The following is a 23,238-nucleotide window of genomic DNA, read 5'->3' as shown; positions in this document are numbered from 1 at the left end:
GTCATGACTCCTTGTTCATTATGGTGGCCGTGTTCAGGTCGGGGTGAATGGCCAGGCAGGCACCTTCCACTCGAACATCCAAACCGGACTCATAAACCACAGCAACAACATCACGTTTAAGCGCTGCAGACAGCGCCTGATCCGAGTACAGCACCAGCTTCTCCACCTGGCTGTCGCTCAGACTTCTGGCGAGTAACGGCAGTGCCGTATCAATGCGCTCATAAGTTGTGACGTTGTAACCATCAGCTTGAAACATCAGGGCTTGTAAGTAGAAGCGGTAGTCCAGATCACCGTGCAATCCAACCAACCAACACTGCTTTTTACCCTTCGCTTTGGAGCCAAGATGCAAACAGCGAACCAGAACGTTTTTCACTGTGGCCAACCAAAGCTGTCTGCACAGGTTCGTCACTTCACTGTTTTGCTCGGAAAACCAATCAGATAATGTCGAAAAAAGGGTGTTTTCCAACACGGAGATTGGATAGTTTTTGGTCAATTCCAACAGGGTTGACTCCGCCCCTGCGGCATCGAATGTCAGCATCATCCCTTTTAGGGAATCCCATTCCGGCAATTTTTCGACGCGGGGTGGAAAGACCGCAGTATTGTCTAATAACTCTTTCACTTTGCTGACCGGTACCCCCTTGTCCAGCCAGGAAAGTATCGCTTCAATCCGTTTAACATCGTCCTCGCCATAGAGGCGGTGCCCTTTGTCAGTTCTCATGGGTTTAAGCAACCCGTAGCGACGTTGCCATGCCCTCAGCGTAACGGTGTTCACACCGGTAATCTCTGAAACTTCGCCGATGCTGAGGCGCTTTTCATTAGAGTCCATAACGCAATCTCAGGCTCTCCGGATACGGATTCAGATAACTTTGTTGTTGAAGGTACGGATCCGGGTTTTGGTTCAGGTGATGATTAATCAGAGTCAGGGGCGCAAGCAGTGGCATGTTCCCTTTGCGATAGGCATGAATAAGGTCGGACAGCTCTGCTTTTTGTTTTTTATCCAGCGCACGCTTGAAATAACCCTGAAGGTGCATCAGTACATTGGTGTTATTTTTCCGGGTCGCGTGGTTCGAGATTGCCCGCATAAAGCGCGTCCGGTATTCGAGATAAAACTCGTTGATTTCATGTCCGGCAATGTTGGCAACGAAATTCCCCAGCGATTTATAATCAGCTGGGCTGTGTGCCATCAGCACCAGTTTGTAGCGGGAGTGGAACTCCACAATGGCGCGTCGTGAAATACCTTCAGCCATGGAGTCGTAGAAGTCTTTCAGTGCGAACATACGAAACACAAAGTTTTCACGCAGCACAGGGTCATGCAAGCGGCCATCTTCTTCAATGGGCAACCAAGGCATGCGCTCCATTAACTCTTTGGTGTAGAGCCCTACGCCGATTTTCTCAGAGGCTACATAGCCGTTTTCTCGGTAAAGTTTGACGCGCTCCATGCCACAGGTGGGCGACTTGGCGCAAACGACATATCCGCACAAATCCATGTCGGCCAATTGGTTGGCTTTTTTCTGACTGAATGCCACCATTTTTTCGGTGTAGTCAGCAGTACTGTCTTTGGTTTCTACCAGACGCACACCGATGGTTTCGCCCCTGTCCAGGAGACGGATAGTGGGACGGGGAACAGACAAACCAATGCCCACCTCCGGGCATACGGGTACCAAATCGATAAATGGCGCCAAATCTTCCATCAGGAAGGCACTGCGTTTATGCCCGCCATCAAACCGTACTTTGTCGCCAATCACACAAGCGCTTACACCCACTTTAATGCTCATCCCAATCCTCCTTGTTGTACAAGTTTTATATTTTGTACAACTTAACAATACAAAAGGATCACAGTTGTACAAATATTTTTTGCTGTACAACTGACGGAGCGCACAAAAAAACGCCTCCCAACATTAGGGTCTGTTGACCTTTGATGATGATTTTTGCAGCAGTTTGTGGGGATTTTATGCAAGGCAGAGGCTTCGATGTGTAGCTAGCCTACATGAGAAGCCGATAACACAGCAGAAATTCCCCACAAACGCTGCCCGAAGGGTTCTGCCCTAAGCGTTTTATGCTTTGTTGAGGTGTATTTGCTTAGAATAACTAGGCGGCACACACCTCGCCGCGCCTAAAACGCTTATGGCTAGAACAAAATTTAACCACCAAAGGTCAACAGACCCTAGGAGGCGTTTATTCAGGTTCGACAATAGGTTAGTTGCTGGCGGTGTGTTGTTCGGCTTCTACCGCGATATCAATTTGGTCCTCAAAGCCTTTGAGACGTTTATAGATAGACATCAGTTCGACAATGGTGGACCAGGAATTCACCAAGAACTGGAAAGACTCTTCCACTTTGCCAAATGCGCGGATGATCTGCTGGAGAACACCCAGTGTGACTGCGCCGGAAATGATGGTCGGCCCTAGTGCGATATAAGGCACGATAACGGTTCCCTGCAAATAGGACCATTTCGCTATATCGAAATAGAGGTAATGGCGATACAGGTTGAAATAGTTACGCCGCACATTCAAAAACAGCTCTTTCAGGGTTTCAGGCTCTGCACGATCTTCATAATCCTCGCCGTACACCAGCTCTTTGCGGTAGGCCGCCTCAACTTTCTGGTTTTTAAACTCCAGTCCCGGCAATTTTATACCGACTATAGCCAGTAGAACCGTACCAAACAGCGCGGAAAGTACCGCCAGATAAACCAGTGCCCTGTCTACTTCGCCAATCCAGGGAAGTTCGGTAACGTGCTCACTCAACCCCCACAATATCGGCAGGAAGGCAAACAGCGTCATGACAGAACGCATAAACGAAACGCCAAGGGCTTCCACAATCCGCGCAAAACGCATTGTGTCTTCTTGAATACGCTGGGATGCCCCTTCGACATGCCGGATATGGTGCCAGTGGGAAACGTAATAATCGTTCATCGCTGTCCGCCAACGGAACACGTAGTGGCGGATAAAGAACTCCAGGATAACCGCAACAACGATGTATATCGTGGCGATTTTCAGGAAGGTGAAACATGACGCGAGAAATTCGTCTCGTGCGACCGAGTTTGGCTCAGACAGTGCAGTTTGGATTAGGTTGTAGAAAGAACCGAACCACTCGTTGATTTGAACATCCAGTTCAACCTTGTACCAAGTAACATACAGGATCAGCGCAGAACCTAAGATTGACCAATGGAACCATCGTTTATCGAGAAAAAACGATTTAAACATAAAAACACATCCTTAAACCTCTGTGTCACTCTTTGAGTCGTAAAGAAGCAAAGAGTTTCTCCCCATCAATCACAAACATGGCGATTGATTAATTTGCATACAAACTGCGAAATCAAACAGAATCCATCATCAGGTAGAGATGTGAGGAAAAATGATGTCCTGACAATGCCTCCGCGTGTATCCGCTGCTTGGGCATAGTTAGAGTCTAGTCACAATCGGAGGAATAACGAAGATATAACAATATGAAATTATTGATATTTATCTCAGGCCGGACAATTTATTAGAACTCCATTACATTGTTCAAGCGTAACCAGCGCCTGATTCCACCAAACTGGTTACTGAACAATCACTTTCGGAATTTCCTGTATTTCGTTGGTTTCCAATTGCTGGCGAAAGCGTTTAAAGGGGACTGGATCGCCAAAGTAGGTTCCCTGAAGCATTTCTACCCCGGCGTTTATCAAGTAGTCCGCTTGCACTTTGGTTTCTATACCCTCGGCAACGACGTGCAATTTAGACTCACGCGCAAAGGCCAGAATGGAATCCAGAATCGTGTTTTTAAAGTCTTCCATACCAATTCCATCCACAAACATCCGGTCAATCTTGATAGTGTCGATATTCAGCACATGAAGATAAGAAAATGCCCCATAGCCAGTCCCACAGTCATCCAACTTAATCGAAATGCCATGCTCGGTGAGGATTTCGATGCACTCCGCAGCTTTGTTCAGGTCACCGAACTTGGTTCTTTCGGTGATCTCCAAGGCAAGAAGCCGCGGATCCAGCCGGTAGTCCGTGATCAGGTTGAGTATTTTGTCAGCGGTGTCCGGCTTTTCCAGATAGCTCGGTGAGACATTCACACTGACGAAAAAATTGGGTGGCAGCGAAAGCTGTTGAATATGATTTAGAACATTTTCGATAAGCTGGTCAGTGATTTTATCGATCGAGCCATTCTGTTCCGCTAACGGAATAAAAGTATCAGGCGGTATGTATTCGCCATGACTGGCACGCCAACGCACCAGCACTTCAGCGCCGACAATCCGGTATCCGTTGCCTTCCGGTTTCACAATCGGCTGGTAAAACGGCTTCAGGGCATTGGATTCAATGGCTTCGTTCAAAAGCCCGGTCAATCCTTTCCTTTCTGTATCATTCAGCTCCACCCCCACTGCAATCAAAATCCCACACAGCAGAATCACCCCGGAAAAAAGCAGCACCAGATCGCCGACCAGATACTCAACACCATCTTCGTTGATGTAAAGGTCAACGCCAAGGCTGTCACCGAGATCGCCGCTAAATATACGCCTATATGGCTCATCGTTATGCTGGTAGAGGGCAATTTCTCGCCCGTTGAGTTCGACCACCATGTAGAGGCATTTATCACAGTTGGAGAGAAAGTTGCTCGGTTGCTGGAAGATAAACCGTAACACGCCTGCTTCTGTCTTCAGGCGCATTTCCTCGAACTGGTTGTCGGTTAGGATTAACGAAACAGCGTTGAACTGCAGCTCATTTTCAGGGGCGAAGTCCAATAGTCCGCGTCCCGCTTGCTCCTGATTGTAGATGGAACAGGAACGGCCATCGTTCAGATACAAATCAACGTAATCGATGAACAGGTTTTCCGATTTTGCCTGACTCATCAATTCAACGTCGCTGTTATCGCATTGGTACGACATCACCTTGGAAAGCGCGCTCAACTGTTCGAAGCTTTGTCGGTAAAGCTCTGAATACAGGTTGGAGAGTATCGCTACGTCATCTCTGATCTTCTGTTTCACCAACCAATTGGAAACGGCAAATTGCGAGAAATAGGCCAATACGACGGAAAAGAGAACAATTATTAGCGCTTTAAAGTGTTTTTTGAGCCAATCCACTGCGGCTCCTGTTAAATCCCCGAACATTGCATTTAAGGATAGGACACTTAACCCAATGAAACGTGTAAAAAATCGAGACGAAAAGGATATTTGGCTTTCTACAAAGTCCCAGTACTTACATTGATGTCACGGCCATGAGCGGCCATAGCAGGGGTTTAGTGCAAATACATGCTTATCCGCCCACGCGATTTTCTCTCTTTTCCATACGGCATACCTTGATGTGTTAGAGTGTCACCACTCCAAACCCAAAAACCACATAAGATGTCCACGCAAACTGATACACCAAAAGTTATTCTCACCATTGCCGGTTCAGACAGCTCTGCCGGTGCCGGCATCCAGGCGGATCTGAAAACCATTGCGGCTAACGGCGGTTATGCTTGCAGTGTGATCACAGCGGTGACTGCGCAAAACACCCGGGGTGTGATTGAATCCTATCCCTTGCCTCCAGATTTGGTTAAGGCACAAATTGAGGCCATTTTTTCCGACTTCAACGTGGCTGCAGTAAAAATCGGCATGCTTGGCACCGCAGCCATTGTAAAGGCAGTGATTGCCGCCCTAAAAAAACACCATGCACGTAATATCGTCTGCGACCCTGTCATGTTATCGACAAGCGGCAAAACCCTTTTAGAACAGGAGGGAGTCGCACTCTGTCGTAAAGAATTATTCCCAATATGTACCCTAATCACCCCTAACCTGCCGGAATTTGCTGCTTTAACGGGGCTTGAAATGCCGTTGACCGATTCTATGCTGACCGCATCACGCGAAACTCTGGGAAGCCGATGGTTGCTGGTTAAGGGCGGGCATACAGAAACCGCTGACTATGTATCTGACTGGCTGGTAGGGGAAAGTAACGAGATTTCCCAGTTCAACGCGCAACGCATTGAAACCCGAAACTCTCACGGCACTGGCTGCACCCTCTCTTCAGCTATCGCAACAAATCTCGCGAAAGGGATTCCAATGCCGGAAGCTGTTAGACTTGCCAAAACCTACCTCACCACGTGTCTGGCGGCAGGCGCACATTGGCAGTTGGGAGACGGTCATGGCCCGATGAATCATTTCCCAGTTTCTGTATACGATTTATAGGCTTTTCATTTTTATTAAAATTCTGCCGCTCTACGTTGCGATCTGGGGGTTATGACATAGACTTTTTAGAGACATGTGACTCAATTTTAAGGTTTACCGTTGTCGTTATTGCCTCCGCAAAATCAACAGAATGCCAATACCCAGACCAACGCGCCCCGATTTGCCTCCCTGGTGGCGATTACCCTGGTGTGTGCTGTCATTCTGATTTCAACCTTCACCCTATACCGGAGCGCCCTATCCCGACAGGTTGAGTTGCAAGAACAAATGCTGCACGTGGAGATAAACCGCGTCCAAAGGGCTATTGAAGTCAACTTGCAAAAAGAAGCCTATTTTATCGTTTGGCTTGCTAACAATATCCAGAGCAAAGGCGAAATTAATGAGCGTATCTGGCGCGAGGCGACATCCGGGCTCGACCGCACCTTTCCTTTCTTCAACGGTGTCTACTGGCACGATCTGGATCACAACATAGCCTGGCGCTCTCCTGCCACTTTCGCACCGGAAATCAGCTCAGTGAACTGGCAAATAGCCCCTGCAGTCAGTTTTTCCAATATGCCGGTTCTGTCCAAACTCTCCACCTCAGAAATTTACGCCACCATTAACAATGCCTTGGCAATTGAAATGCTTCACCCAGTGCAGTTTCAGGACAAGGTCGCAGGGTATCTGGGAGCGAGTTACAACATCCAACAAATGCTAGAGGCAATCGCCACTGAATTTCTAGGTAAAGACCAGAATTTGGTATTGAGCGATGGCACCAACACCTTTTTCGGCACCCTGCCCAGTATGCATGGCGCACTGGTCAACACAGTGGATGTCGTTGCCTTGAATGGGCAGTGGCAGCTCACTATCTGGCAAAAGCCCGATTTTGAACAAAATTATTTCTCCCTACCGATGCTGATTTTTCTAGCAGGGATTGTGGTAACAACCTTGGTGGCCATTTCACTTTATCTGCTGGAAGTGAACATCACAGGTCGCCACGCGGAATCAAGCACGGTTTCCAAACTCAAAAAGGAAATCATCCAGCGCCGGGAAGCGGAATCCCAGCTTCAGTTCACGGCAAACCATGACCCGCAGACGCACCTGCCAAATCGCTTTGCACTGGAAATCTACGTAGACCGCATCCTTCACACCGATCAGGATATTGTAGTGATGTGCGTGTCTCTGGATAAGCTTCAGGAAATCAATGATATGTACGGTCACCTGGTGGCGGACGAGTTGATTATGGAGTCCGCCAAGCGATTCAAAACCGTCTTGCCGCCCCACGCCATTCTGGCTCGCACCAGCCATGACCAGTTTATGGTTGCCTGCGCCGGCACTTCGCAGTTGGAAGCTGAAATGCAAGCCAACCAACTGCGCATGTGCTTGGAAGAAGAGTTTTATATCGAAGACAACGATATCCTTACCTCCTGCGCCATCGGTATAGCCTACCGCTACAGCAAAGAGCTTCAGGCCGAAGTAATGCTGCGCCATGCCGATACCGCGGCCAATAAGGCAAAGGCATTGGGTAACCGCAAAGTGGTGGCATACAACCAAACCATGCAAGACCAGCTCAACCACAAGAAAGAACTTGAACGGGCAATCCGTAAAGCAATCAACAATGATGAACTGTCGCTCTATTACCAACCACAGGTTGATTTGCGCACCGGCCAAATTGTCGGTGTGGAAGCTTTGGTTCGCTGGGAATCAAAAAATGGCGCGGCTATCAGCACTGACATCATCATTAAAACGGCCGAAGAAACCGGTTTGATGCAGCGTCTCGGACATTGGGTAGTTGATACGGCACTCAAGCACTTTTCACATATGCTGGATGAACGTTGCGCGCCGAAATGCATCGCAATCAATGTCTCCGGTCACGAGTTTCAGGATGGCTACCTCGCAGACTATGTTATCCGCTCAGTAACGCGTTATGACATTCCCCCTTCCCGTGTGCAGATTGAACTGACCGAACAGGTGTTTATTGAGAACCTCGAGCGGAATCAACACATACTGAATCGGTTGACTACATCCGGCATCAGCCTTGCTATCGACGATTTTGGAACCGGTTATTCTTCGCTGGCTTACCTGAAGCACTTCCCGGTCAACACAGTGAAAATCGACCGTGGATTTATTAAAGACTTGCCGCAATCAAAAGATGATTTGGTGATTTGTCAGGCGGTGGTCAGCATGGCTAACCTGCTTCAGTTAAAGGTGGTGGCAGAAGGTGTGGAAACCATAGATCAACAGGAACTACTTAGAAACATCGGCTGTAACTTCGCCCAAGGGCACTACTACTATGCGCCCATGACCGCAGAACAACTGATGCTTGAGCTTAAAAAACAAAGAGCCGGGCGTCTCTACCCGGCATCTTAAACGTTTTGCTGATTGCGATAGACCAGAAAGCCAGACGCAAAATGCAAAGCATTCTGGTTACACTGTGGCAGTCTTCCAGGTTTCCGGAAGCACAGAGATCACTTTCTCACCCACCGAGAACCAGATCTGTCCATCTTCAATGGTTGCCTGAATGTTCATCGTGCGGCTTAGTGCAGACGCTGCTGCGTCTAAAATCTCATCCTGGATATTAATCACAGTCAGGTTTTTAAACGGGTGCAGCTTGTTCAACAGCTGTGACTTCCATACGGCCGCAGCATGATCGTCATACGTAAACAGCACAACTTCTTTTGCCTGAGTACACGCTTTTTTGAGGCGTTTTTCATCCGGCAGGCCAAGCTCCACCCAAAGTTCGATTTCATCGCTGTAGTTTTTAATCCACAGCTCTGGCTCTGAGTCTACACATAGGCCTTTTGTGAATTGCAAACGCTCATCTGCATACATGGTCCATGCTAACAGGCGCAGCATCAGACGCTTCTCAGTTTCAGATGGGTGCTGTGCCAGCGTTACTGAATGGTCGAGGTAAACACCTCTCGACATATCGGCAACGTTAATGGTGGCTTTATACACCGTAGCTTTAAGTGCCATGGTAGTTCCTAATATTCTAATTATCGTTTAACAAGACCGTGATACGGTCACTGTCATTGCAAAGACGCTCTTTGTCCCGCTTTGTCAGCCGCTTGATTTTCCACTCCAACGACATCGCTTGTTGCTTCGATGCCGCCTGAAAACTCCAAGCAAGCGTCAGTGGCTGTTTTCCCCTCAAGTACTTAGCAGTTTTTGTGCCATTGTCTTGATGTTCCGAAAAACGGCGAGCCACATCCGTGGTGACACCACAGTAAAGGGCGTCATCACGGGTGCGGATTAAATACACATACCAAGGCTGGATCGTATCTGGCACATCACCGGATGGATGGGATGTCATGGGGTGTTGTTCAACCCTGTTGTTCGATCAGGGCGTTTACCAATTCTTTAAGGTCAGCGACTTCTTTTTCTAGTTCTTCAACACGGGCAGCCAGTGAGGAATCCGCCACGTCGTAAGATTCGGCAGATGGCGCTGTCATTTCAGGCTGCTCTGTACCAAACAGATGCGCATAACGGCTTTCACGCTTACCTGGCTCTCGAGGCAATTGAACAACGTGACCTTTTTCTACCAATGCCGCCAATACAGATTCAACCTGCTTCATGTCAGCAAACTCACACAGTCGGTTTGTACGTGTACGTAACTCACCCGGCGTTTGAGGGCCACGAAGTAACATCACACAAATCACGCCCTTTTCCTGCTCAGAAAACTGCAGGGAACCAAATTCAGTGTTACAGAAACGGTGCTGGTATTTGGTTACACGGCTACCAAAACCTTCCAGCGCGCTGACCAGACGTTTCGATTTTAATGATTCGATCGCGTCGAGCACTTCAGCTTCAGTCAGAGAATAGACAGGCTCACGATTACTCTTTTGGTTAGCCGCTGTCGTCAGACTGTTCAGAGTGAGCGGATAAAGATCGGGTGTCGTTACTTCTTTTTCGAGTAGACAGCCAATCACACGTGCTTCATAAGGGGTTAGTTCAATCGCCATGATATTACCTCAGAAAGATCCCGTAGCGCGGGTTATAACAACCAACGTCAGTAACGGCAACCACTCAAACGCTTTATTGCAGGAATGATAGCGGTAACTGTCCGATTTTTCGCCGTTTTATCGAACACACCACCGCAAAGCTGTCGCAGCGATGTGATTTTAGCTCAATCGGGAACATTTTCTGTCACGCCCTAACGACAAATTCAGCTAAGATCCGTCGCAAAGAAAAAATGTAGTCGTAATAAGTTGCTGCATCCCTCTAGAAGTTTTAGTAAGGAGTTAAACATGGGCCTGTTTGGTAAACGTCAAGCAACCAACACTTCACTTTCACTGGTTGCTAAACAGTGCCGCGTTGTCGGTGAGTTTGATTTAGAAGGCGATATCCAGTTCGATGGCCAAGGCGAAGGCTCCATTCTAAATGCACGTAATGTTGTTATCTCTTCAACAGGTCATTTCAAAGGCGACATTCATGCAGAGCATGTCACCATCAATGGTTTGGTTGAAGGCACCTGCATTGCTAAAGAAGTCAATATCCTTAGCAACGGCAAGATGAAAGGCATGGTCCAGAGTGAACAGCTGACCATTGAGAAAGGCGGTTGCCTGATGGGTGAAAACAAGCTCAAAGAAGAACCCGCGCTCAAAGTTATCAATGAAGAAAAAGCACAAACCGCTAAACCTGCGCAGGACTCAAAGAAAGCCCACGCCACTGCATAAGCAAATTGTTGATGTAATCATCAGCAATCGCGCATCAGGATCGCTTTCAATGGTTGACTTCGCGGCATAGCCAGATACGATGCGGATTTTGAGCCAAGCCTTACGCCTTATGGCGAATATCAACGCTTGGTGTGACCTATCAGGAATAAGAAGATGTCTGAACAAGCAACTCAAGCACCAGAAGCTGTAAATCTGGAAGACCTTTCCGCAGAGCTTCAACAAGTAATCAAATACGAGCAGGTTCCTGTTGAACTGTACGCAATGCTGGCATCTGTTCATGAGGCATCAGAAAGCACTGTTCGCGAATTTTGGGACACCATGCCTAAGAGCGCGCAAAACATTCTTGATAACTTTGAGCAGTTCCACGCGCTGGTTAGCCTGAGCCAAAGCTACGCAGGTCTGGATTTCATGCAAGAAACCCAAGACATGAAATTCGAAGACATGGACGAAGAGCAAACCCAAGAGTACAAAGCCGTACTGCTGGACAAACTGCTGCACAACTGTGTAAAAGACCTGGCTAAGCAAATGAAGCAAGCGCGTCTGAAGCCAGCGATGAAGCGTGAATTCCGCGATATCTTCGCAAAGTAATCAGCTAGATTACTTTGAACAAAAAAAAGAGGTGACGTTGTCACCTCTTTTTTTATATCTAATTTCAAACTGTTAGCTAGGTGCGATAGAGCACTTTAACCACATGCCAACCGAACTTGGTTTTTACCAAGTGCGGGGTCAGAATCTCGCCAGTAAAGCAGATTTTGTCGAACTGAGGCACCATCTGGCCACGTCGAAACTCGCCCAGATCCCCACCGCGTTTACCTGAAGGACAGGTTGAGTATTTCTTTGCGAGGGTCTGGAACTTCGCGCCTTTCTTTAATTGAGCGATGATGTCATCAGCTTGCTCTTTATGCTTCACCAGAATGTGAAGAGCATGTGCTGTGTTCGCCATGGTGCCACCTTGTAATCTGCGTATTTCAAAAGAGGCGGGATTATAGCCACGCTATTTAGATTGTGGAAGCTCAGAAAGCGGTAACCAGTTTACTTCCACCCCTGCCTGCTTAAACATGTCTGCGCTTACTTTGATTTTCTCCCCCCAGCGGGAAAGGAAATCTTCACTCTGCTCTGGGCAATGTACATGGCTGATGCCAGTTTGAATGATTTTTGCCGCACAATTCGGACAAGGGAAATGAGTGACCCAGATTTCACAGTCTGCCAAATCACGCTTTGCGAACAAAATAGCATTCTCTTCCGCATGCAGGGTTTTCAGCAGCTTCATTTCACGATCATCGGTATCAGCACTGTCTGAAATACCGTGCGGGTAACCGTTGAAGCCGACAGAAACAATGCGATTGCCTTTGGTGATCACCGCGCCAACTTGCGTTGAAGGGTCTTTACTCCACGAACCAACCAGTTCGGCCATTTGATAAAAACGTACTGCCCACTTAGAGATCATCGCTATTCCATTCAGTTCTGTTTCAAGTTGGCTTATTTTGCAGAACTACCGGAATTTGCTCAACAAAAAAGCGGCGCTAAAGCCGCTTTTGATATGTGGTATTGCCTAAATATCGCGTTTTAAGAGAAAGAGCCGCTATTCCAGGTCAAATGCACCACAATAGACGCCACATAACCTAGCATAATCACCGGCGTCCATTTAAGGTGACCGAAGAAAGTATATTGTCCCCTCGCCTGTCCCATCAACGCCACACCGGCCGCCGAACCCAATGACAACAAACTGCCGCCGACACCGGCTGTCAAGGTCACCAGCAGCCAGTTACCCAGCGACATGTCAGGTTGCATGGTCAGCACTGCAAACATCACGGGGATGTTATCGACCACCGCAGAAAGCACACCTACGACAATGTTTGCCCAGATAGGATCCCACTGGATATACATGACGTTTGAAATCAGTGACAGATATCCAATTAAGCTCAATCCGCCCACGCACATAACTACGCCGTAGAAGAAAAGCAGGGTGTCCCACTCGGCGTGGGATACGCGGCGAAATACATCAAATGGCACCACAGAACCCAATCGCTTCAGGGCTGCTTCATCGTGCTTGGCAAGCGCCATTGCACGTTTCTTTTCCAGTGATCTTGGCAAGGTTTTCCGCAGGAAAAACCCGAAAAACTGAAGGTACGCTAGGCCCATCATCATGCCAATAACCGGTGGGAAATGAACGAATCCGTGGAACCCTACAGCGGTGAGTATGGTCAGCAGGAAAAGTACGACGATACGTTTTGCACCACGCTTTATCTCTACAAATTCTTGCACGACTTCCGGTTTGTCTTTCGGAATGAACAAGGACATGATGAAAGCAGGCACAACAAAGTTGACGACAGAAGGTATAAACAGCTCACCAAACTGTCCGAAAGAGACCAAGCCAGCCTGCCAGACCATTAAGGTAGTGATATCACCAAATGGACTGAACGCCCCACCCGCATTGGCAGCAACAACGATATTGACGCAGGCAAGGTTGATAAACTTGGTATTATCACCACCAATTTTGAGCACGACTGTGCACATCAGCAGTGCGGTGGTTAGGTTGTCGGCCACAGGGGAAATAAAGAAGGAGAGAAGGCCGGTGATCCAAAACAGTTGCCGGAGATCATAACCCTTCCCGACGATCCACGCTTTCAGGCCATCGAACAATCTTCGTTCTTCCATCGCAGAGATATATGTCATTGCCACCAGCAGGAAAAGCATTAACTCTGCGTATTCCAGTAAGTTATGCTCTATCGCGGTTTTGGCGACTTCAACTTCACCTGCATTGGTGTAGACAAACCCAAGCATCAGCCAGATAAGGCCTGCAGCTAAAAGTACAGGTTTGGATTTTCTCAGGTGGAGTTGCTCTTCGAGCATGACCAGCGTATACGCTGCTGCAAAAATAATCAGGGAGATATAACCCACGGCAGAATGGGTGAGATCCAGCCGTCCCCCATCTGTAACGGTGGCGAAAGCGCTGCCCGAAAAGAGCATTGCGAACGCTATTAAACACTTCATCCTTGTGCCTCCAAGCGATATAAACAAAATTTTCGCGAGGCGCAGTCACAGGGAGCAAGCTCGTATCCCACCACTCAACTCAACCATGTTCAGCCCCTCAAACAGCCTTTCTCTGTACACATAAGCATTATTGGTATCAGTGATGTGTTAAATACAGAGGATGCCATGCGCAATAATAGATGCTGACTAAGACGATTGCAGAGTCATTTATTGGCTTTTCTGGGATGTTCCACAAACCTGATTTTAAAGTCAGATCTTTGTGTTTCATCATTGGTAATTGGGAGGTGGGTCTTTCATTTTGATGGCAAAAAATGCTATTGCAGCTCAAAAAGCCATCAAACCAAGAAGGTGTTTTACACTGTAAAAACGCGAATCCTGACATTCAGTTCAAACTTTCTTACAAAAAGCATATCAAATAAGTGTAAATGGATTGTGACGCATCATTCACTGCTTTATAACTTCTATTAAGCACTACCATCCAATAATGGGAAGATAATTAGAATTCATCGTTCGTAGGTTAAATTTTACCCACACTGTCCACCTCAGTTAAAAGTTTAATTTATTCATACGTTTAACATGATTGTCAGCATATAAACCGAATCGCAGGCTTACGACATGCTCTTAATTCACAACATTAGTGACTGATTTTGCGCTGATTTTTGGATATAACAATGGATTAACACTAGGCGAAACATTCAGATATAACGTCTGATAGCCTCACATCAGGGAGAATGATATGAAAGTGTCCAAACTAATTCTTTCGGCTTGCTGTGCCGCAACGCTCTTCAGCACCCCTTTTACAGCTTCTGCCGAAACCGCGACCGTTGCGGTATCCCAGATCGTTGAGCATCCAGCTCTGGATGCTACCCGCCAAGGCCTGCTCGATGGTCTGAAAGAAAAAGGTTATGAAGAAGGTAAAAACCTCAACTTTACCTATCAAACCGCACAGGGTAATCCTGCAATTGCCGTCCAAATCGCCCGTCAGTTTGTCGGCGAAAAACCCGATGTACTGGTTGGTATCGCAACCCCTTCTGCGCAGGCATTGGTAGCAGCAACGAAATCAATCCCAGTGGTCTTTACCGCGGTGACTGACCCTGTTGGCGCGAAACTTATCAAAGATATGGATAAGCCAAACGCAAATGTCACTGGTCTGTCTGACCTCTCCCCGGTTGCACAGCATGTTGCGCTGGCAAAAGAACTGTTGCCAGAAATGACTGCGATCGGCGTTGTTTACAACCCAGGTGAAGCCAATGCAGTCGCGCTGGTTGAGTTGCTGCGCGAAGCAGCGAAAAACCAAGGCCTCAAAGTTGTAGAAGGTACTGCGCTGAAAAGTGCCGATGTACAGTCAGCAGCCCAAATCGTCGCTTCTCAAGCTGATGCTATCTATGCGCCAACCGATAACACTGTCGCAAGTGCTATCGATGCGCTGGTAGGCGCTGCGAATCAGGCGAAAAAACCGGTGATTGGCGGTGCAACTTCTTATATTCCAAACGGTGCGGTCGCTGCGCTGGGCTTTGATTACTACCAAATCGGTGTACAAACTGCTGATTACGTTGCAGCACTGCTGGAAGGTAAAGAAGTAGCTTCTCTACCTGCAAAAGTGGCTGTGGGCTCTGATCTTGCGATTAACCTTAAAGCCGCACAAAAACTCGGTATTGAAGTACCTCAGTCACTTCTTGACCGTGCAACAACCATAGAAAAATAAAACTGTCAGGAGCAGTACATGACCTCAATTGCCTTTTTTGGCACTCTGGAAGTAGGTCTGGTTTATGGCCTGGTTGCACTGGGCGTATATCTGACTTTCCGGGTTCTTGATTTTCCGGATTTGACCGTAGACGGCAGCTTCCCAATGGGCGCTGCCGTCGCCGCGACACTGATTGTTGCGGGTGTTGATCCCTGGATTTCAACTTTTGCCGCTATTTTTGCTGGCGCAGCAACAGGTTTGATCACCGCATTCCTTACCGTGAAATGTGGCATCCTGAATCTGCTTGCCAGTATTCTTACCATGATCGCGGCGTTTTCTATCAACATCCGTATTATGGGACGCCCAAACATCGCACTGCTGGGTGTAGACACCATATTGACGCCATTTGAGAACATGGGTATCGACCCTGTCTATGCGCGTCCTTTGGTCGTTTTCATTCTGGTTGTGTTAAGTGCATTTTTCGTCATTCGCCTTCTTGCCAGTGACTTTGGCCTTGGCCTTCGCGCTACCGGCGTGAATGCCCGCATGGTTAAAGCACAAGGGGCAAGCACAGCGTTTTATACCTATTTTGGCCTTGCGCTATCCAATGGCTTTGTCGGATTTTCCGGCGCCTTGTTTGCACAAACCAACAGCTTTGCGGACGTCACCTCTGGTGTCGGTACCATCGTTGTCGGTCTGGCTGCGGTTATCTTGGGCCAGACACTACTACCGGGCAGAAAGGTCTGGGTTGCAGTGGTGGCCGTTATCCTTGGCTCCGTGCTTTATCGCCTTGCGGTGGCTTTTGCCCTTAGCTCCGGCATGTTTGGCCTTGAAGCATCGGATTTGAACCTTGTAACCGCCCTTCTTGTTGCGCTGGCATTGATCGCGCCGAAAGCGCGTCAGCAATACCAGAAGAAAAAGCGAATTAAACAGGCGGAGGTGACCAAATGATTGAACTGAAAGATATTCAGGTCACCTTTAACCCTGGCACCGTGCTGGAAAACCGTGCTATCCGCGGCATTTCACTTGAAGTACCCGAGCACCAATTCCTGACCATCATCGGCTCAAACGGGGCGGGTAAATCTACACTGTTGGGCGCGATCAGCGGTGAGACGCCAATGATTGGTGGCAAAGTGGTGATAGATGGTATTGACGTTACCCGCCAGCAGGTCCACCAACGCGCCAGTCTCGCTGCACGTGTGTTCCAGGATCCACTTGCCGGTACCTGTGCTTCGTTAACCATCGAAGAAAACCTCGCATTGGCGTTTAAACGCGGCTCAATGCGCGGTTGGAGTCTGGCGCTTTCCAGCAAACGCCGTGAAATTTTTAAAGAGCGTATTTCCATTCTCGGGTTGGGATTGGAAGACCGTCTCAGCGACAGCATAGGCTTGCTTTCAGGTGGCCAAAGACAGGCGGTCAGCCTGGTGATGGCAACGCTGTCAGACAGTAAGCTGCTTTTGCTGGACGAACACACAGCGGCACTCGACCCTCGCATGGCCGCGTTTGTGATCGATTTGACCAAGCGCGTTATCACCGAATTTGGCCTAACCGCATTGATGGTCACTCACTCGATGAAAGATGCCCTCGCCTGCGGTGACCGCACTGTAATGCTTCACCAAGGCGAAATCGTTCTGGATGTTGCGGGTGAACAACGTGCCAATATGGGCGTTCCACAACTGCTGGAAATGTTCAGCAAGGTTCGAGGTGAAGAACTGGCTGACGACAGCTTACTCTTAAGCTAACCAACCAAGGTTAAAACAGGCGGCAGACATTGCCGCCTTTCTTTTTTCCGCAATATCACTCTTTCTACAAGCGCCCACAGCTTGAACACGTTATGGTGAAAAGGTTTGAGGATTAAACAAAAGGAAGGATGCCGTTATGGTTAGCGTCGAGTTTTTGATCACTTCACTGGTCGTGGTGCTGATACCGGGAACCGGTGTACTTTATACCGTGTCGACTGGGCTGTTTCTCGGCTCACGCGCCACAGTATGGGCGTCATTAGGCTGTACTTTCGGCATAGTCCCTTCCATGCTTGCCAGTATCACAGGCCTTGCCATTATCCTTCATACCAGTGCGATTGCCTTTCAGGTTGTTAAATACGCAGGTGTGGCATATTTGCTCTATCTTGCGTGGTCGATGTGGCGCTCAAGCAGCGCACTGTCTCTGAGCGAAGAAAAAGAACCCATGAGCATGGTCAGCGTTGCGGTTAAAGGCTGTTTGATGAACGTGCTGAACCCTAAATTGACTATCTTTTTTATGGCATTTCTTCCGCAGTTTGTGCCAGCCCAAGCCACTTCCCCAACCTCCAACATGCTGTTGCTGGGCAGCATTTTTATGGCAATGACGTTTGTCGTGTTTCTTATCTATGGTGCCCTGGCCGCATTAGTGCGTGACCATGTTATTAATTCCGAACGATTGACCGTGGGATTACAAAAGCTCTTCGCTGGAAGTTTTGCAGCATTGGGTTTGAAGCTGGCACTATCTGATCGCAGCAACTGATCTAAACAAAAAAGCCCCGTAGATTCCGGGGCTTAGACTTTTCTTGCTATCAGTTAAAACCTTTTCAACAACCGCCCCATCAGTGAGGGGTGATAATCCCAGACATGGTCAAACATGCTCATCAGTTTTGGGTTGCCGTATTTTGACAAGTTAACAGCATGAAAGCGGTTGTGCTGTGCTTTCAATGTTTCCACTTTATCCTGCACATCTTTGGGTTGTTCAGGCGCGATAAAGTCGGAAATCACGACCAAATCTGCATTGCGGTATTTGTCGGTACCCATAAGGTCGATAGAGTGCTGTAGCACTGGCGCTAAATCTGTACCCCCGTGGAAAGAATAGGATAAGAAATTCAGCGCTTCTTTCAGACCATCTTCACCTGTCAATTCATAGGTGATGTGATCCGTCGAAAAGATCATCACAGAACAATCACGATCTTCTTTGATGGCGATTTGCATCAGGGCGTACGCCATGGCTTTAGCACACTGCTCTGGAAAGCCGTTCATGGATCCAGATGCATCAACACAGATCAGAAATGGCCCTTTTTCTACATCTACCTGTTTGCAGGCAGGTTTAAACGCCTTCACCTTTCTGAGGGAGCGTTGCATGCCCTGCATGCGGTAGGTCAACAGGCGTTTATCTGCGAAATGCTTGTAGAAAAGGATCTCAAGTGCCGGTTCAGCGAGATAAATGGTCTCGTTAGGGACGATGCGTTCCAGGTTATCGCTTTGGTGCACACCAACAATGTCGTCTGCCACATTATCCGCCGGCTCTTCCACCAGCTTCAGTTCTTCAGCTGGCGAGCGGTGCAGTGAAGGATCGTCCACTTCATTCGCCATGCGTCCCAGTTGCTGAGCAATATCCTGCAGATCGCTGTTATCCTGCAAGAACGCCACAAATTTTTTCAACAGTTCTATGTCTGTCTGGGTGACTTTTGAAGCCGCCAAATCCCAAAGGCGCCCCACTTTTTCTATCGTGCCGCTCTCTTGCACATTTTCCAGCGTCTTATAAGTTTCGATGCGCTGGTAGAGTTCAGAGAGCAGTTTCTCTTTGTGGGTCTCAAGTTCTTTTTCCTGAACATCTTTGATCGTTGCCGCCAGATGCTCATACCATTTGTTGCAAAAATACGCCTGAAACATGGGCGTTTCTTTGGCGACATTCTTTTCCAGCATCCGGCGGGCTTCAAGGTAGAACGAGGAACGTCCTTCCAGTTGCTTGATGATACTTTTCGCTTGCTGGTAGAAGTCATGCTGCGAGAGACTCACTGCATCCTGATAAAGCTGAATTTCCTGTTTCAGTTCTTCAGTAATGCAATCATTGCTCAAACGACGTTTTACTGAATGACGCCATTTCCTGATGTGTCGGCGCACAGCACTTTTCGCTGTCGGGCTGGCTTCGGTCATCATCAGCAATTGCGGCTTCGCCATCACTTCGGTGACGGCGTGCTCCAGCATGCCAGTCTCTGCCAGCATCATCCCAAGTTGAAGGCTTTCAGGGCTCAGCATCTGCCCTCCTTACGCAAAATATTCCGCCAGCATCCGCACGCGGAATGCACTTTTTTCAAATTTCACCGCCTGTCGCTGCAGCGCTTCCTCTGTATCGGTAATGCTGGTGGCGAGCAACTCCAACAGTTCTGAGTTAGCAAAGTGGTGAGGCAAAGCCGCACTGAGCTGTGCATGGCCGAGCCGGATCAAATGCTTCGCTTCATCAATCTTAGCAATAGCCGACTCGTTACGCGCCTGCCACTGCTCAAATGCCGCCGCATCATTGTCATCTACCCCTGCGATTGCTACCGCGACCGGCCGGTTTGCAATGTCTTTGATCATCAGGCGACGTTCGCTGTCGATATCAAAGCGCAGCATGCAGAGGTTGGGGTTTTTGTTTACGTAGCCGTAGACTTCACATGCACCGTTTTTAATTTTCTTTTCAAACTCACCGGCTTCAACGTAAACCCAACGGCTGTCGCCTTTTTCCTTTTCGGAAACGGAAGGATTCGCATCAAGCATGACAAATTTGATCAGGTTCTTCGCCATATTGACGGAGTAGCGTCTCGCTCGGCTCAAATCCACAAAATACTTTTCTTTGCGCATCGACACTTCGGTTTCCACCTTGTGTCCAAGCTCTGACTGGATCTCCTGTACCAGTTCCCGGCTATCTTCATTGGCTTCGTTAGCCAGTAAAAGCGCCTCATCCTGATTGAAACAGACGCTTTGGGCAAAGTTGCGCATTACGTCTGTCACGACATTGCGCGATTCTGGGCTGTGCCACAAACACTCTTGCAGCAACAGAAGATCAACCGGGTTCACTTCATTGCGGCCATTGAAAAATGCACTGGCTTTGAGAAGGCGAACAGCTTTTTTCCAGCGACGGTCAGAGATGTAAAGCTCATCCGCCGGGAAGTTGTTGCCATCTTTCTCTGCTTCGCGCTCAAGCATCATTTTCAGCGCGTAGATTTTCTCGAAGACAGTGTCAGGTAAGGCAACATGCTCGATTTGCTGCTGCCACTGGCTGTATTCGTGGGCTTTAATGGCAATATCACTGCCGATGGTGATTTCACCCTCTTTACCTTCGCCCATTAACAAGCGGCGGAAGTTACCTTTTTCCTGAATACGGTTGACGAAGATGCGAACCAGCATGCGGTCATACAGCGCATCCAGCCCACTGTCGGGTTCAGGGAGTTCATTGGACGCGGTGACCAATAGACGCATGGGAACAGGCAGGACTTCGCTACCATTTCGGAACACGCGCTCATTCACTACGGTCAACAAGGTATTGAGAATCGCAGGGCCTGCTTTCCAGATTTCATCCAGAAACACCACATCAGCGGTAGGCAAGTAACCTTCGGTAAGGCGCACATATTTACCGTTGTCTTTGAGTTCCTGAATGGAAAGCGGCCCAAATACCTCTTCAGGTGTGGAAAAGCGGGTCATCAGATATTCAAAGAATTGGCTGTCATCAAACGCCTTGATCAGACGTTTGGCGATATAACTTTTGGCTATCCCCGGTGGCCCCAGCAGGAACACGCTTTCTCCACTTAATGCAGCAAGCAGGCAAAGACGAATAGCATTCTCTCTTTCATAGACACCATGAGAGAGCGCTTTTACCAATTTTTGAATTCGCTCGGGCAAGAGAACATTGTTTGTGGTCATAGCAATTTGATTCGTCACGTTGCTGCTCCATCCTGATCAATCAACAACATGAAACCAGTCATAACACATTGTTAATATTTTGTAACCGTTAATATTTACTTACACCCTGTATACCACTCTATCTTTGATCTCATCCACCCTTAAATCTTAGTTTGCGAAAATGCTGAGCAACAAATAACCCGTTTCACTTTCACGAATTCCAGTCATTCCTGTGTAAAAAACAGATGTAAAAAAGCCCCTTTCGGGGCTAGCGGGGCAAGGTAGATCGTTTAGCTTTTGACTATCGGCAGGGCTTCGTCACTGCCCCATTCACTCCAGGAACCGTCATAAACCGTCACCACACGGTTAAGCGCATGCTCTGCCGCGAGCGCCAACATGCAAGCTGTCACACCGGATCCACATGAAGCGACATTGTGTTTTTCCGCGGACAGTGTTGGCGAAACCAGCGCCTTCAGCTCATCCGTTGATTTAAATTTCCCACCAGACAACAAAGTAGGAAACGGCAGGTTTTGTGCGCCGGGCATGTGTCCACTTCGAACACCTGGGCGAGGCTCAGCAACAGCACCGGCGAAACGGTCTGCCGGTCTGACATCAACCACGTTGACACTGCCTTCGTTGATTCCGACAAGCAAAGCGTTTCTGTCGATGATTCTCTCTGCCATCAGCGAAGCCTTGTAGTCGCTTTTCTCGGGAGTGACTGGCTGATGCGTTTTAATTGCAAATCCAGCAGCTTCCCAAGCTGGCAGACCGCCGTCCAAGAGCGCGACTTGTTTGTGTCCCATCGCTTTGAACATCCACCAAACGCGGGGCGCTGAAAAAATGCCGGCACTGTCGTAGACGACAACAGTGTCTTCGTTGCCGATACCCAGAAGGCTTACTGCCTGCTCAAACTGGGTTACTGAAGGCATCATATGTGGTAATGGTGAAGAGCGGTCGCAGATTTCCCCGTCGAAATCGAAGAACACCGCTCCGGGAATACGTTTCCTGAACCATTCGTCCTTTCCATTCCGGCCACTGCCTGGCATGAACCAACTGGCATCAATCACCTTCAGTTTTTCGTCACCGAGGTTATTGTTTAACCACTCAGCGCTAACTAACACCTCATTTATCTGTTTCAAGTCACTCTCCATTGATTGAGACATCGTTTTAGTACCGGGATTACGGTAGCATTGCCGCGTATTAAAACTGCCAATTAGAATAACAAGGTATCTATGCTATTTCGCAGAATTTTCGGTATCGCCCTGGCTTCGATACCGCTCTTCAGTGGCGCCGCTCATGCGGCTTCCCTCTCTTTGTCTGTCGATAACGACGGCGTTCTGGGAACAGACCGCGAATACACTAGCGGTTTGTTTGCAAGATGGTCATCTGATCCATCAACCATCGGCTACAGCGTCGAAATTGGCTCGCAGATGTGGACACCATCTGACATTGAGTGGACGACGCCTCACCCAAATGAACGTGCCTACGCGGGTCTGCTTTATCTTCAGGGACGTGTTTACCACCAAAATGACACCAATGCCTATAAGGGCAGTTTAATGGTAGGCACAGTCGGCCCGGATTCCTATGCGGAAGATGCCCAGTCTATTGTTCATGCTGTGGTAGGTTCGCCAGACCCTATGGGATGGGATTACCAAATCAACAACCAATTTGTATATCAAGCAGGCTTTGAAGCGCACCAGCTACTTTCACGTGGCGCATTGGGTGAATTCAGTGTTTTCGGCCGCGGCCAGGGAGGAAACTTCCAGAGTGAGGTTGCCGCAGGCGGTACCTACCGAATCGGTCTTGATCTTGCCAACAGCTTTGGTTCAACCTCTGTATTGCCGGGCAATCACGTTGATGTGGGCATGCTGAGCCACAGTAAAAACGGCCTCTTTTTCTTTACGACTGTTGAAGCTCGTTACCGCTTTGACGATATCACCATTGAAGGTGATAAGCCGGTTGAGAATGATGTCCTGACCATCGAGAACACACAATTTGCAATTTCTTCTGGCATCAGTTGGTATCAGGAGCGCTGGGGTGTCATTGCTTCAATTGCGGCACATTCCAAGCAATTCGAAACTGCACCGAAGAACCACCATGCCTACGGGAATCTAACCCTGTTTTACCGCTACTAATATTGC

The 23,238-nt window shown here is 48.4% G+C and carries 22 protein-coding genes; 9 read left to right on the top strand and 13 right to left on the bottom strand.

Annotated elements, in window-relative coordinates; all coding sequences use genetic code 11:
- Window position 1: 1 nt before the first annotated feature.
- The 4 genes from KU854_RS24980 to KU854_RS01570 all read right to left on the bottom strand — a co-directional run bounded on the left by KU854_RS24980 (window position 2) and on the right by KU854_RS01570 (window position 5,060).
- Entirely contained in the window at window positions 2-826 is an 825-nt protein-coding gene (locus KU854_RS24980) for a MerR family transcriptional regulator (RefSeq protein WP_218356733.1), read from the bottom strand.
- Window positions 816-1,775 (bottom strand): YbgA family protein, encoded by a 960-nt coding sequence (locus KU854_RS01580; RefSeq protein ID WP_218356732.1) that lies wholly within the window; start codon window positions 1,773-1,775, stop codon window positions 816-818. Before KU854_RS01580 ends, KU854_RS24980 begins: the two co-directional genes overlap by 11 nt.
- Window positions 1,776-2,196: 421 nt before the next feature.
- On the bottom strand, window positions 2,197-3,201 hold the full coding sequence (sbmA, locus tag KU854_RS01575; RefSeq protein ID WP_218356731.1) for a peptide antibiotic transporter SbmA: 1,005 nt from the start codon (window positions 3,199-3,201) through the stop codon (window positions 2,197-2,199).
- A gap of 335 nt (window positions 3,202-3,536) precedes the next feature.
- Window positions 3,537-5,060, bottom strand: coding sequence for an EAL domain-containing protein (locus tag KU854_RS01570; RefSeq protein ID WP_218356730.1), 1,524 nt, complete (start codon window positions 5,058-5,060; stop codon window positions 3,537-3,539).
- 261 nt (window positions 5,061-5,321) lie between these two features.
- Between KU854_RS01570 and thiD the strand changes: the two genes are divergently transcribed.
- Window positions 5,322-6,143, top strand: a complete 822-nt coding sequence (gene thiD / locus KU854_RS01565) for a bifunctional hydroxymethylpyrimidine kinase/phosphomethylpyrimidine kinase (protein WP_218356729.1) — start codon at window positions 5,322-5,324, stop codon at window positions 6,141-6,143.
- A 168-nt stretch (window positions 6,144-6,311) separates the two neighbouring features.
- Complete coding sequence (locus tag KU854_RS01560; protein ID WP_218356872.1) at window positions 6,312-8,489, top strand: putative bifunctional diguanylate cyclase/phosphodiesterase; 2,178 nt, start codon at window positions 6,312-6,314, stop codon at window positions 8,487-8,489.
- A 57-nt stretch (window positions 8,490-8,546) separates the two neighbouring features.
- Here KU854_RS01560 and KU854_RS01555 read toward each other — a convergent pair whose 3' ends face one another.
- From KU854_RS01555 to KU854_RS01545, 3 genes are read right to left on the bottom strand one after another with little or no spacing between them, the layout of a single operon-like run.
- A complete protein-coding gene (locus KU854_RS01555) occupies window positions 8,547-9,095 on the bottom strand; it encodes a YaeQ family protein (RefSeq protein WP_218356728.1) in 549 nt (182 codons plus the stop codon).
- Window positions 9,096-9,111: 16 nt separating this feature from the next.
- Window positions 9,112-9,432 (bottom strand): GIY-YIG nuclease family protein, encoded by a 321-nt coding sequence (locus KU854_RS01550; protein ID WP_218356727.1) that lies wholly within the window; start codon window positions 9,430-9,432, stop codon window positions 9,112-9,114.
- Between the two features lie 10 nt (window positions 9,433-9,442).
- Window positions 9,443-10,081 (bottom strand): YceH family protein, encoded by a 639-nt coding sequence (locus KU854_RS01545; RefSeq protein WP_218356726.1) that lies wholly within the window; start codon window positions 10,079-10,081, stop codon window positions 9,443-9,445.
- A 285-nt stretch (window positions 10,082-10,366) separates the two neighbouring features.
- Here KU854_RS01545 and KU854_RS01540 point away from each other — a divergent pair, with 285 nt between their 5' ends.
- Both KU854_RS01540 and KU854_RS01535 read left to right on the top strand, forming a co-directional pair.
- A complete protein-coding gene (locus tag KU854_RS01540) occupies window positions 10,367-10,795 on the top strand; it encodes a bactofilin family protein (protein ID WP_218356725.1) in 429 nt (142 codons plus the stop codon).
- Between the two features lie 153 nt (window positions 10,796-10,948).
- Window positions 10,949-11,383, top strand: a complete 435-nt coding sequence (locus KU854_RS01535; RefSeq protein ID WP_054780690.1) for a DUF3069 domain-containing protein — start codon at window positions 10,949-10,951, stop codon at window positions 11,381-11,383.
- A 76-nt stretch (window positions 11,384-11,459) separates the two neighbouring features.
- Here KU854_RS01535 and KU854_RS01530 read toward each other — a convergent pair whose 3' ends face one another.
- The 3 genes from KU854_RS01530 to nhaD form a co-directional block, all read right to left on the bottom strand.
- Complete coding sequence (locus KU854_RS01530) at window positions 11,460-11,738, bottom strand: peptidylprolyl isomerase (protein ID WP_218356724.1); 279 nt, start codon at window positions 11,736-11,738, stop codon at window positions 11,460-11,462.
- 51 nt (window positions 11,739-11,789) lie between these two features.
- Window positions 11,790-12,242 (bottom strand): dCMP deaminase family protein, encoded by a 453-nt coding sequence (locus tag KU854_RS01525; protein ID WP_054779774.1) that lies wholly within the window; start codon window positions 12,240-12,242, stop codon window positions 11,790-11,792.
- 119 nt (window positions 12,243-12,361) lie between these two features.
- Window positions 12,362-13,789 (bottom strand): sodium:proton antiporter NhaD, encoded by a 1,428-nt coding sequence (gene nhaD / locus KU854_RS01520; protein ID WP_218356723.1) that lies wholly within the window; start codon window positions 13,787-13,789, stop codon window positions 12,362-12,364.
- Between the two features lie 736 nt (window positions 13,790-14,525).
- On the opposite strand from nhaD, the gene KU854_RS01515 reads away from it, so the two are divergent.
- The 4 genes from KU854_RS01515 (at window position 14,526) to KU854_RS01500 (ending at window position 17,972) form a co-directional block, all read left to right on the top strand.
- A complete protein-coding gene (locus tag KU854_RS01515) occupies window positions 14,526-15,494 on the top strand; it encodes an ABC transporter substrate binding protein (RefSeq protein ID WP_218356722.1) in 969 nt (322 codons plus the stop codon).
- Between the two features lie 18 nt (window positions 15,495-15,512).
- Window positions 15,513-16,424, top strand: a complete 912-nt coding sequence (locus tag KU854_RS01510) for an ABC transporter permease (protein WP_218356721.1) — start codon at window positions 15,513-15,515, stop codon at window positions 16,422-16,424.
- Complete coding sequence (locus KU854_RS01505) at window positions 16,421-17,215, top strand: ABC transporter ATP-binding protein (RefSeq protein ID WP_218356720.1); 795 nt, start codon at window positions 16,421-16,423, stop codon at window positions 17,213-17,215. Before KU854_RS01510 ends, KU854_RS01505 begins: the two co-directional genes overlap by 4 nt.
- Before the next feature lie 136 nt (window positions 17,216-17,351).
- Window positions 17,352-17,972 (top strand): LysE family translocator, encoded by a 621-nt coding sequence (locus tag KU854_RS01500; RefSeq protein ID WP_218356719.1) that lies wholly within the window; start codon window positions 17,352-17,354, stop codon window positions 17,970-17,972.
- A gap of 53 nt (window positions 17,973-18,025) precedes the next feature.
- Here the strand turns inward: KU854_RS01500 and viaA are convergent, their stop codons facing one another.
- From viaA to sseA, 3 genes are all read right to left on the bottom strand, one after another.
- Window positions 18,026-19,474 (bottom strand): ATPase RavA stimulator ViaA, encoded by a 1,449-nt coding sequence (gene viaA, locus KU854_RS01495; protein WP_218356718.1) that lies wholly within the window; start codon window positions 19,472-19,474, stop codon window positions 18,026-18,028.
- 9 nt (window positions 19,475-19,483) lie between these two features.
- Complete coding sequence (locus KU854_RS01490) at window positions 19,484-21,118, bottom strand: AAA family ATPase (protein WP_218356871.1); 1,635 nt, start codon at window positions 21,116-21,118, stop codon at window positions 19,484-19,486.
- A gap of 269 nt (window positions 21,119-21,387) precedes the next feature.
- Window positions 21,388-22,236 (bottom strand): 3-mercaptopyruvate sulfurtransferase, encoded by an 849-nt coding sequence (gene sseA, locus KU854_RS01485; protein WP_255555324.1) that lies wholly within the window; start codon window positions 22,234-22,236, stop codon window positions 21,388-21,390.
- A 93-nt stretch (window positions 22,237-22,329) separates the two neighbouring features.
- On the opposite strand from sseA, the gene KU854_RS01480 reads away from it, so the two are divergent.
- Entirely contained in the window at window positions 22,330-23,232 is a 903-nt protein-coding gene (locus KU854_RS01480) for a lipid A deacylase LpxR family protein (RefSeq protein WP_218356716.1), read from the top strand.
- Window positions 23,233-23,238: the final 6 nt, after the last annotated feature.

Source organism: Enterovibrio paralichthyis, assembly GCF_019209835.1.
In the GTDB taxonomy this organism is placed as follows: Bacteria; Pseudomonadota; Gammaproteobacteria; order Enterobacterales; family Vibrionaceae; genus Enterovibrio; species Enterovibrio paralichthyis.
This window is presented reverse-complemented; position numbering and strand designations above follow the sequence as displayed.

Bases quoted from the DNA above. Each gene is read 5' to 3' on its own strand.
- thiD (WP_218356729.1), top strand. From the start codon at position 5,322: ATGTCCACGCAAACTGATACACCAAAAGTTATTCTCACCATTGCCGGT.
- KU854_RS01530 (WP_218356724.1), bottom strand. From the start codon at position 11,738: ATGGCGAACACAGCACATGCTCTTCACATTCTGGTGAAGCATAAAGAG.
- KU854_RS01550 (WP_218356727.1), bottom strand. From the start codon at position 9,432: ATGACATCCCATCCATCCGGTGATGTGCCAGATACGATCCAGCCTTGG.
- KU854_RS01480 (WP_218356716.1), top strand. From the start codon at position 22,330: ATGCTATTTCGCAGAATTTTCGGTATCGCCCTGGCTTCGATACCGCTC.
- sbmA (WP_218356731.1), bottom strand. From the start codon at position 3,201: ATGTTTAAATCGTTTTTTCTCGATAAACGATGGTTCCATTGGTCAATC.
- KU854_RS01500 (WP_218356719.1), top strand. From the start codon at position 17,352: ATGGTTAGCGTCGAGTTTTTGATCACTTCACTGGTCGTGGTGCTGATA.
- KU854_RS01535 (WP_054780690.1), top strand. From the start codon at position 10,949: ATGTCTGAACAAGCAACTCAAGCACCAGAAGCTGTAAATCTGGAAGAC.
- KU854_RS01515 (WP_218356722.1), top strand. From the start codon at position 14,526: ATGAAAGTGTCCAAACTAATTCTTTCGGCTTGCTGTGCCGCAACGCTC.
- nhaD (WP_218356723.1), bottom strand. From the start codon at position 13,789: ATGAAGTGTTTAATAGCGTTCGCAATGCTCTTTTCGGGCAGCGCTTTC.
- KU854_RS01510 (WP_218356721.1), top strand. From the start codon at position 15,513: ATGACCTCAATTGCCTTTTTTGGCACTCTGGAAGTAGGTCTGGTTTAT.
- KU854_RS01525 (WP_054779774.1), bottom strand. From the start codon at position 12,242: ATGATCTCTAAGTGGGCAGTACGTTTTTATCAAATGGCCGAACTGGTT.
- viaA (WP_218356718.1), bottom strand. From the start codon at position 19,474: ATGCTGAGCCCTGAAAGCCTTCAACTTGGGATGATGCTGGCAGAGACT.
- KU854_RS01540 (WP_218356725.1), top strand. From the start codon at position 10,367: ATGGGCCTGTTTGGTAAACGTCAAGCAACCAACACTTCACTTTCACTG.
- KU854_RS01490 (WP_218356871.1), bottom strand. From the start codon at position 21,118: ATGACCACAAACAATGTTCTCTTGCCCGAGCGAATTCAAAAATTGGTA.
- KU854_RS01505 (WP_218356720.1), top strand. From the start codon at position 16,421: ATGATTGAACTGAAAGATATTCAGGTCACCTTTAACCCTGGCACCGTG.
- KU854_RS24980 (WP_218356733.1), bottom strand. From the start codon at position 826: ATGGACTCTAATGAAAAGCGCCTCAGCATCGGCGAAGTTTCAGAGATT.
- KU854_RS01580 (WP_218356732.1), bottom strand. From the start codon at position 1,775: ATGAGCATTAAAGTGGGTGTAAGCGCTTGTGTGATTGGCGACAAAGTA.
- KU854_RS01545 (WP_218356726.1), bottom strand. From the start codon at position 10,081: ATGGCGATTGAACTAACCCCTTATGAAGCACGTGTGATTGGCTGTCTA.
- KU854_RS01555 (WP_218356728.1), bottom strand. From the start codon at position 9,095: ATGGCACTTAAAGCTACGGTGTATAAAGCCACCATTAACGTTGCCGAT.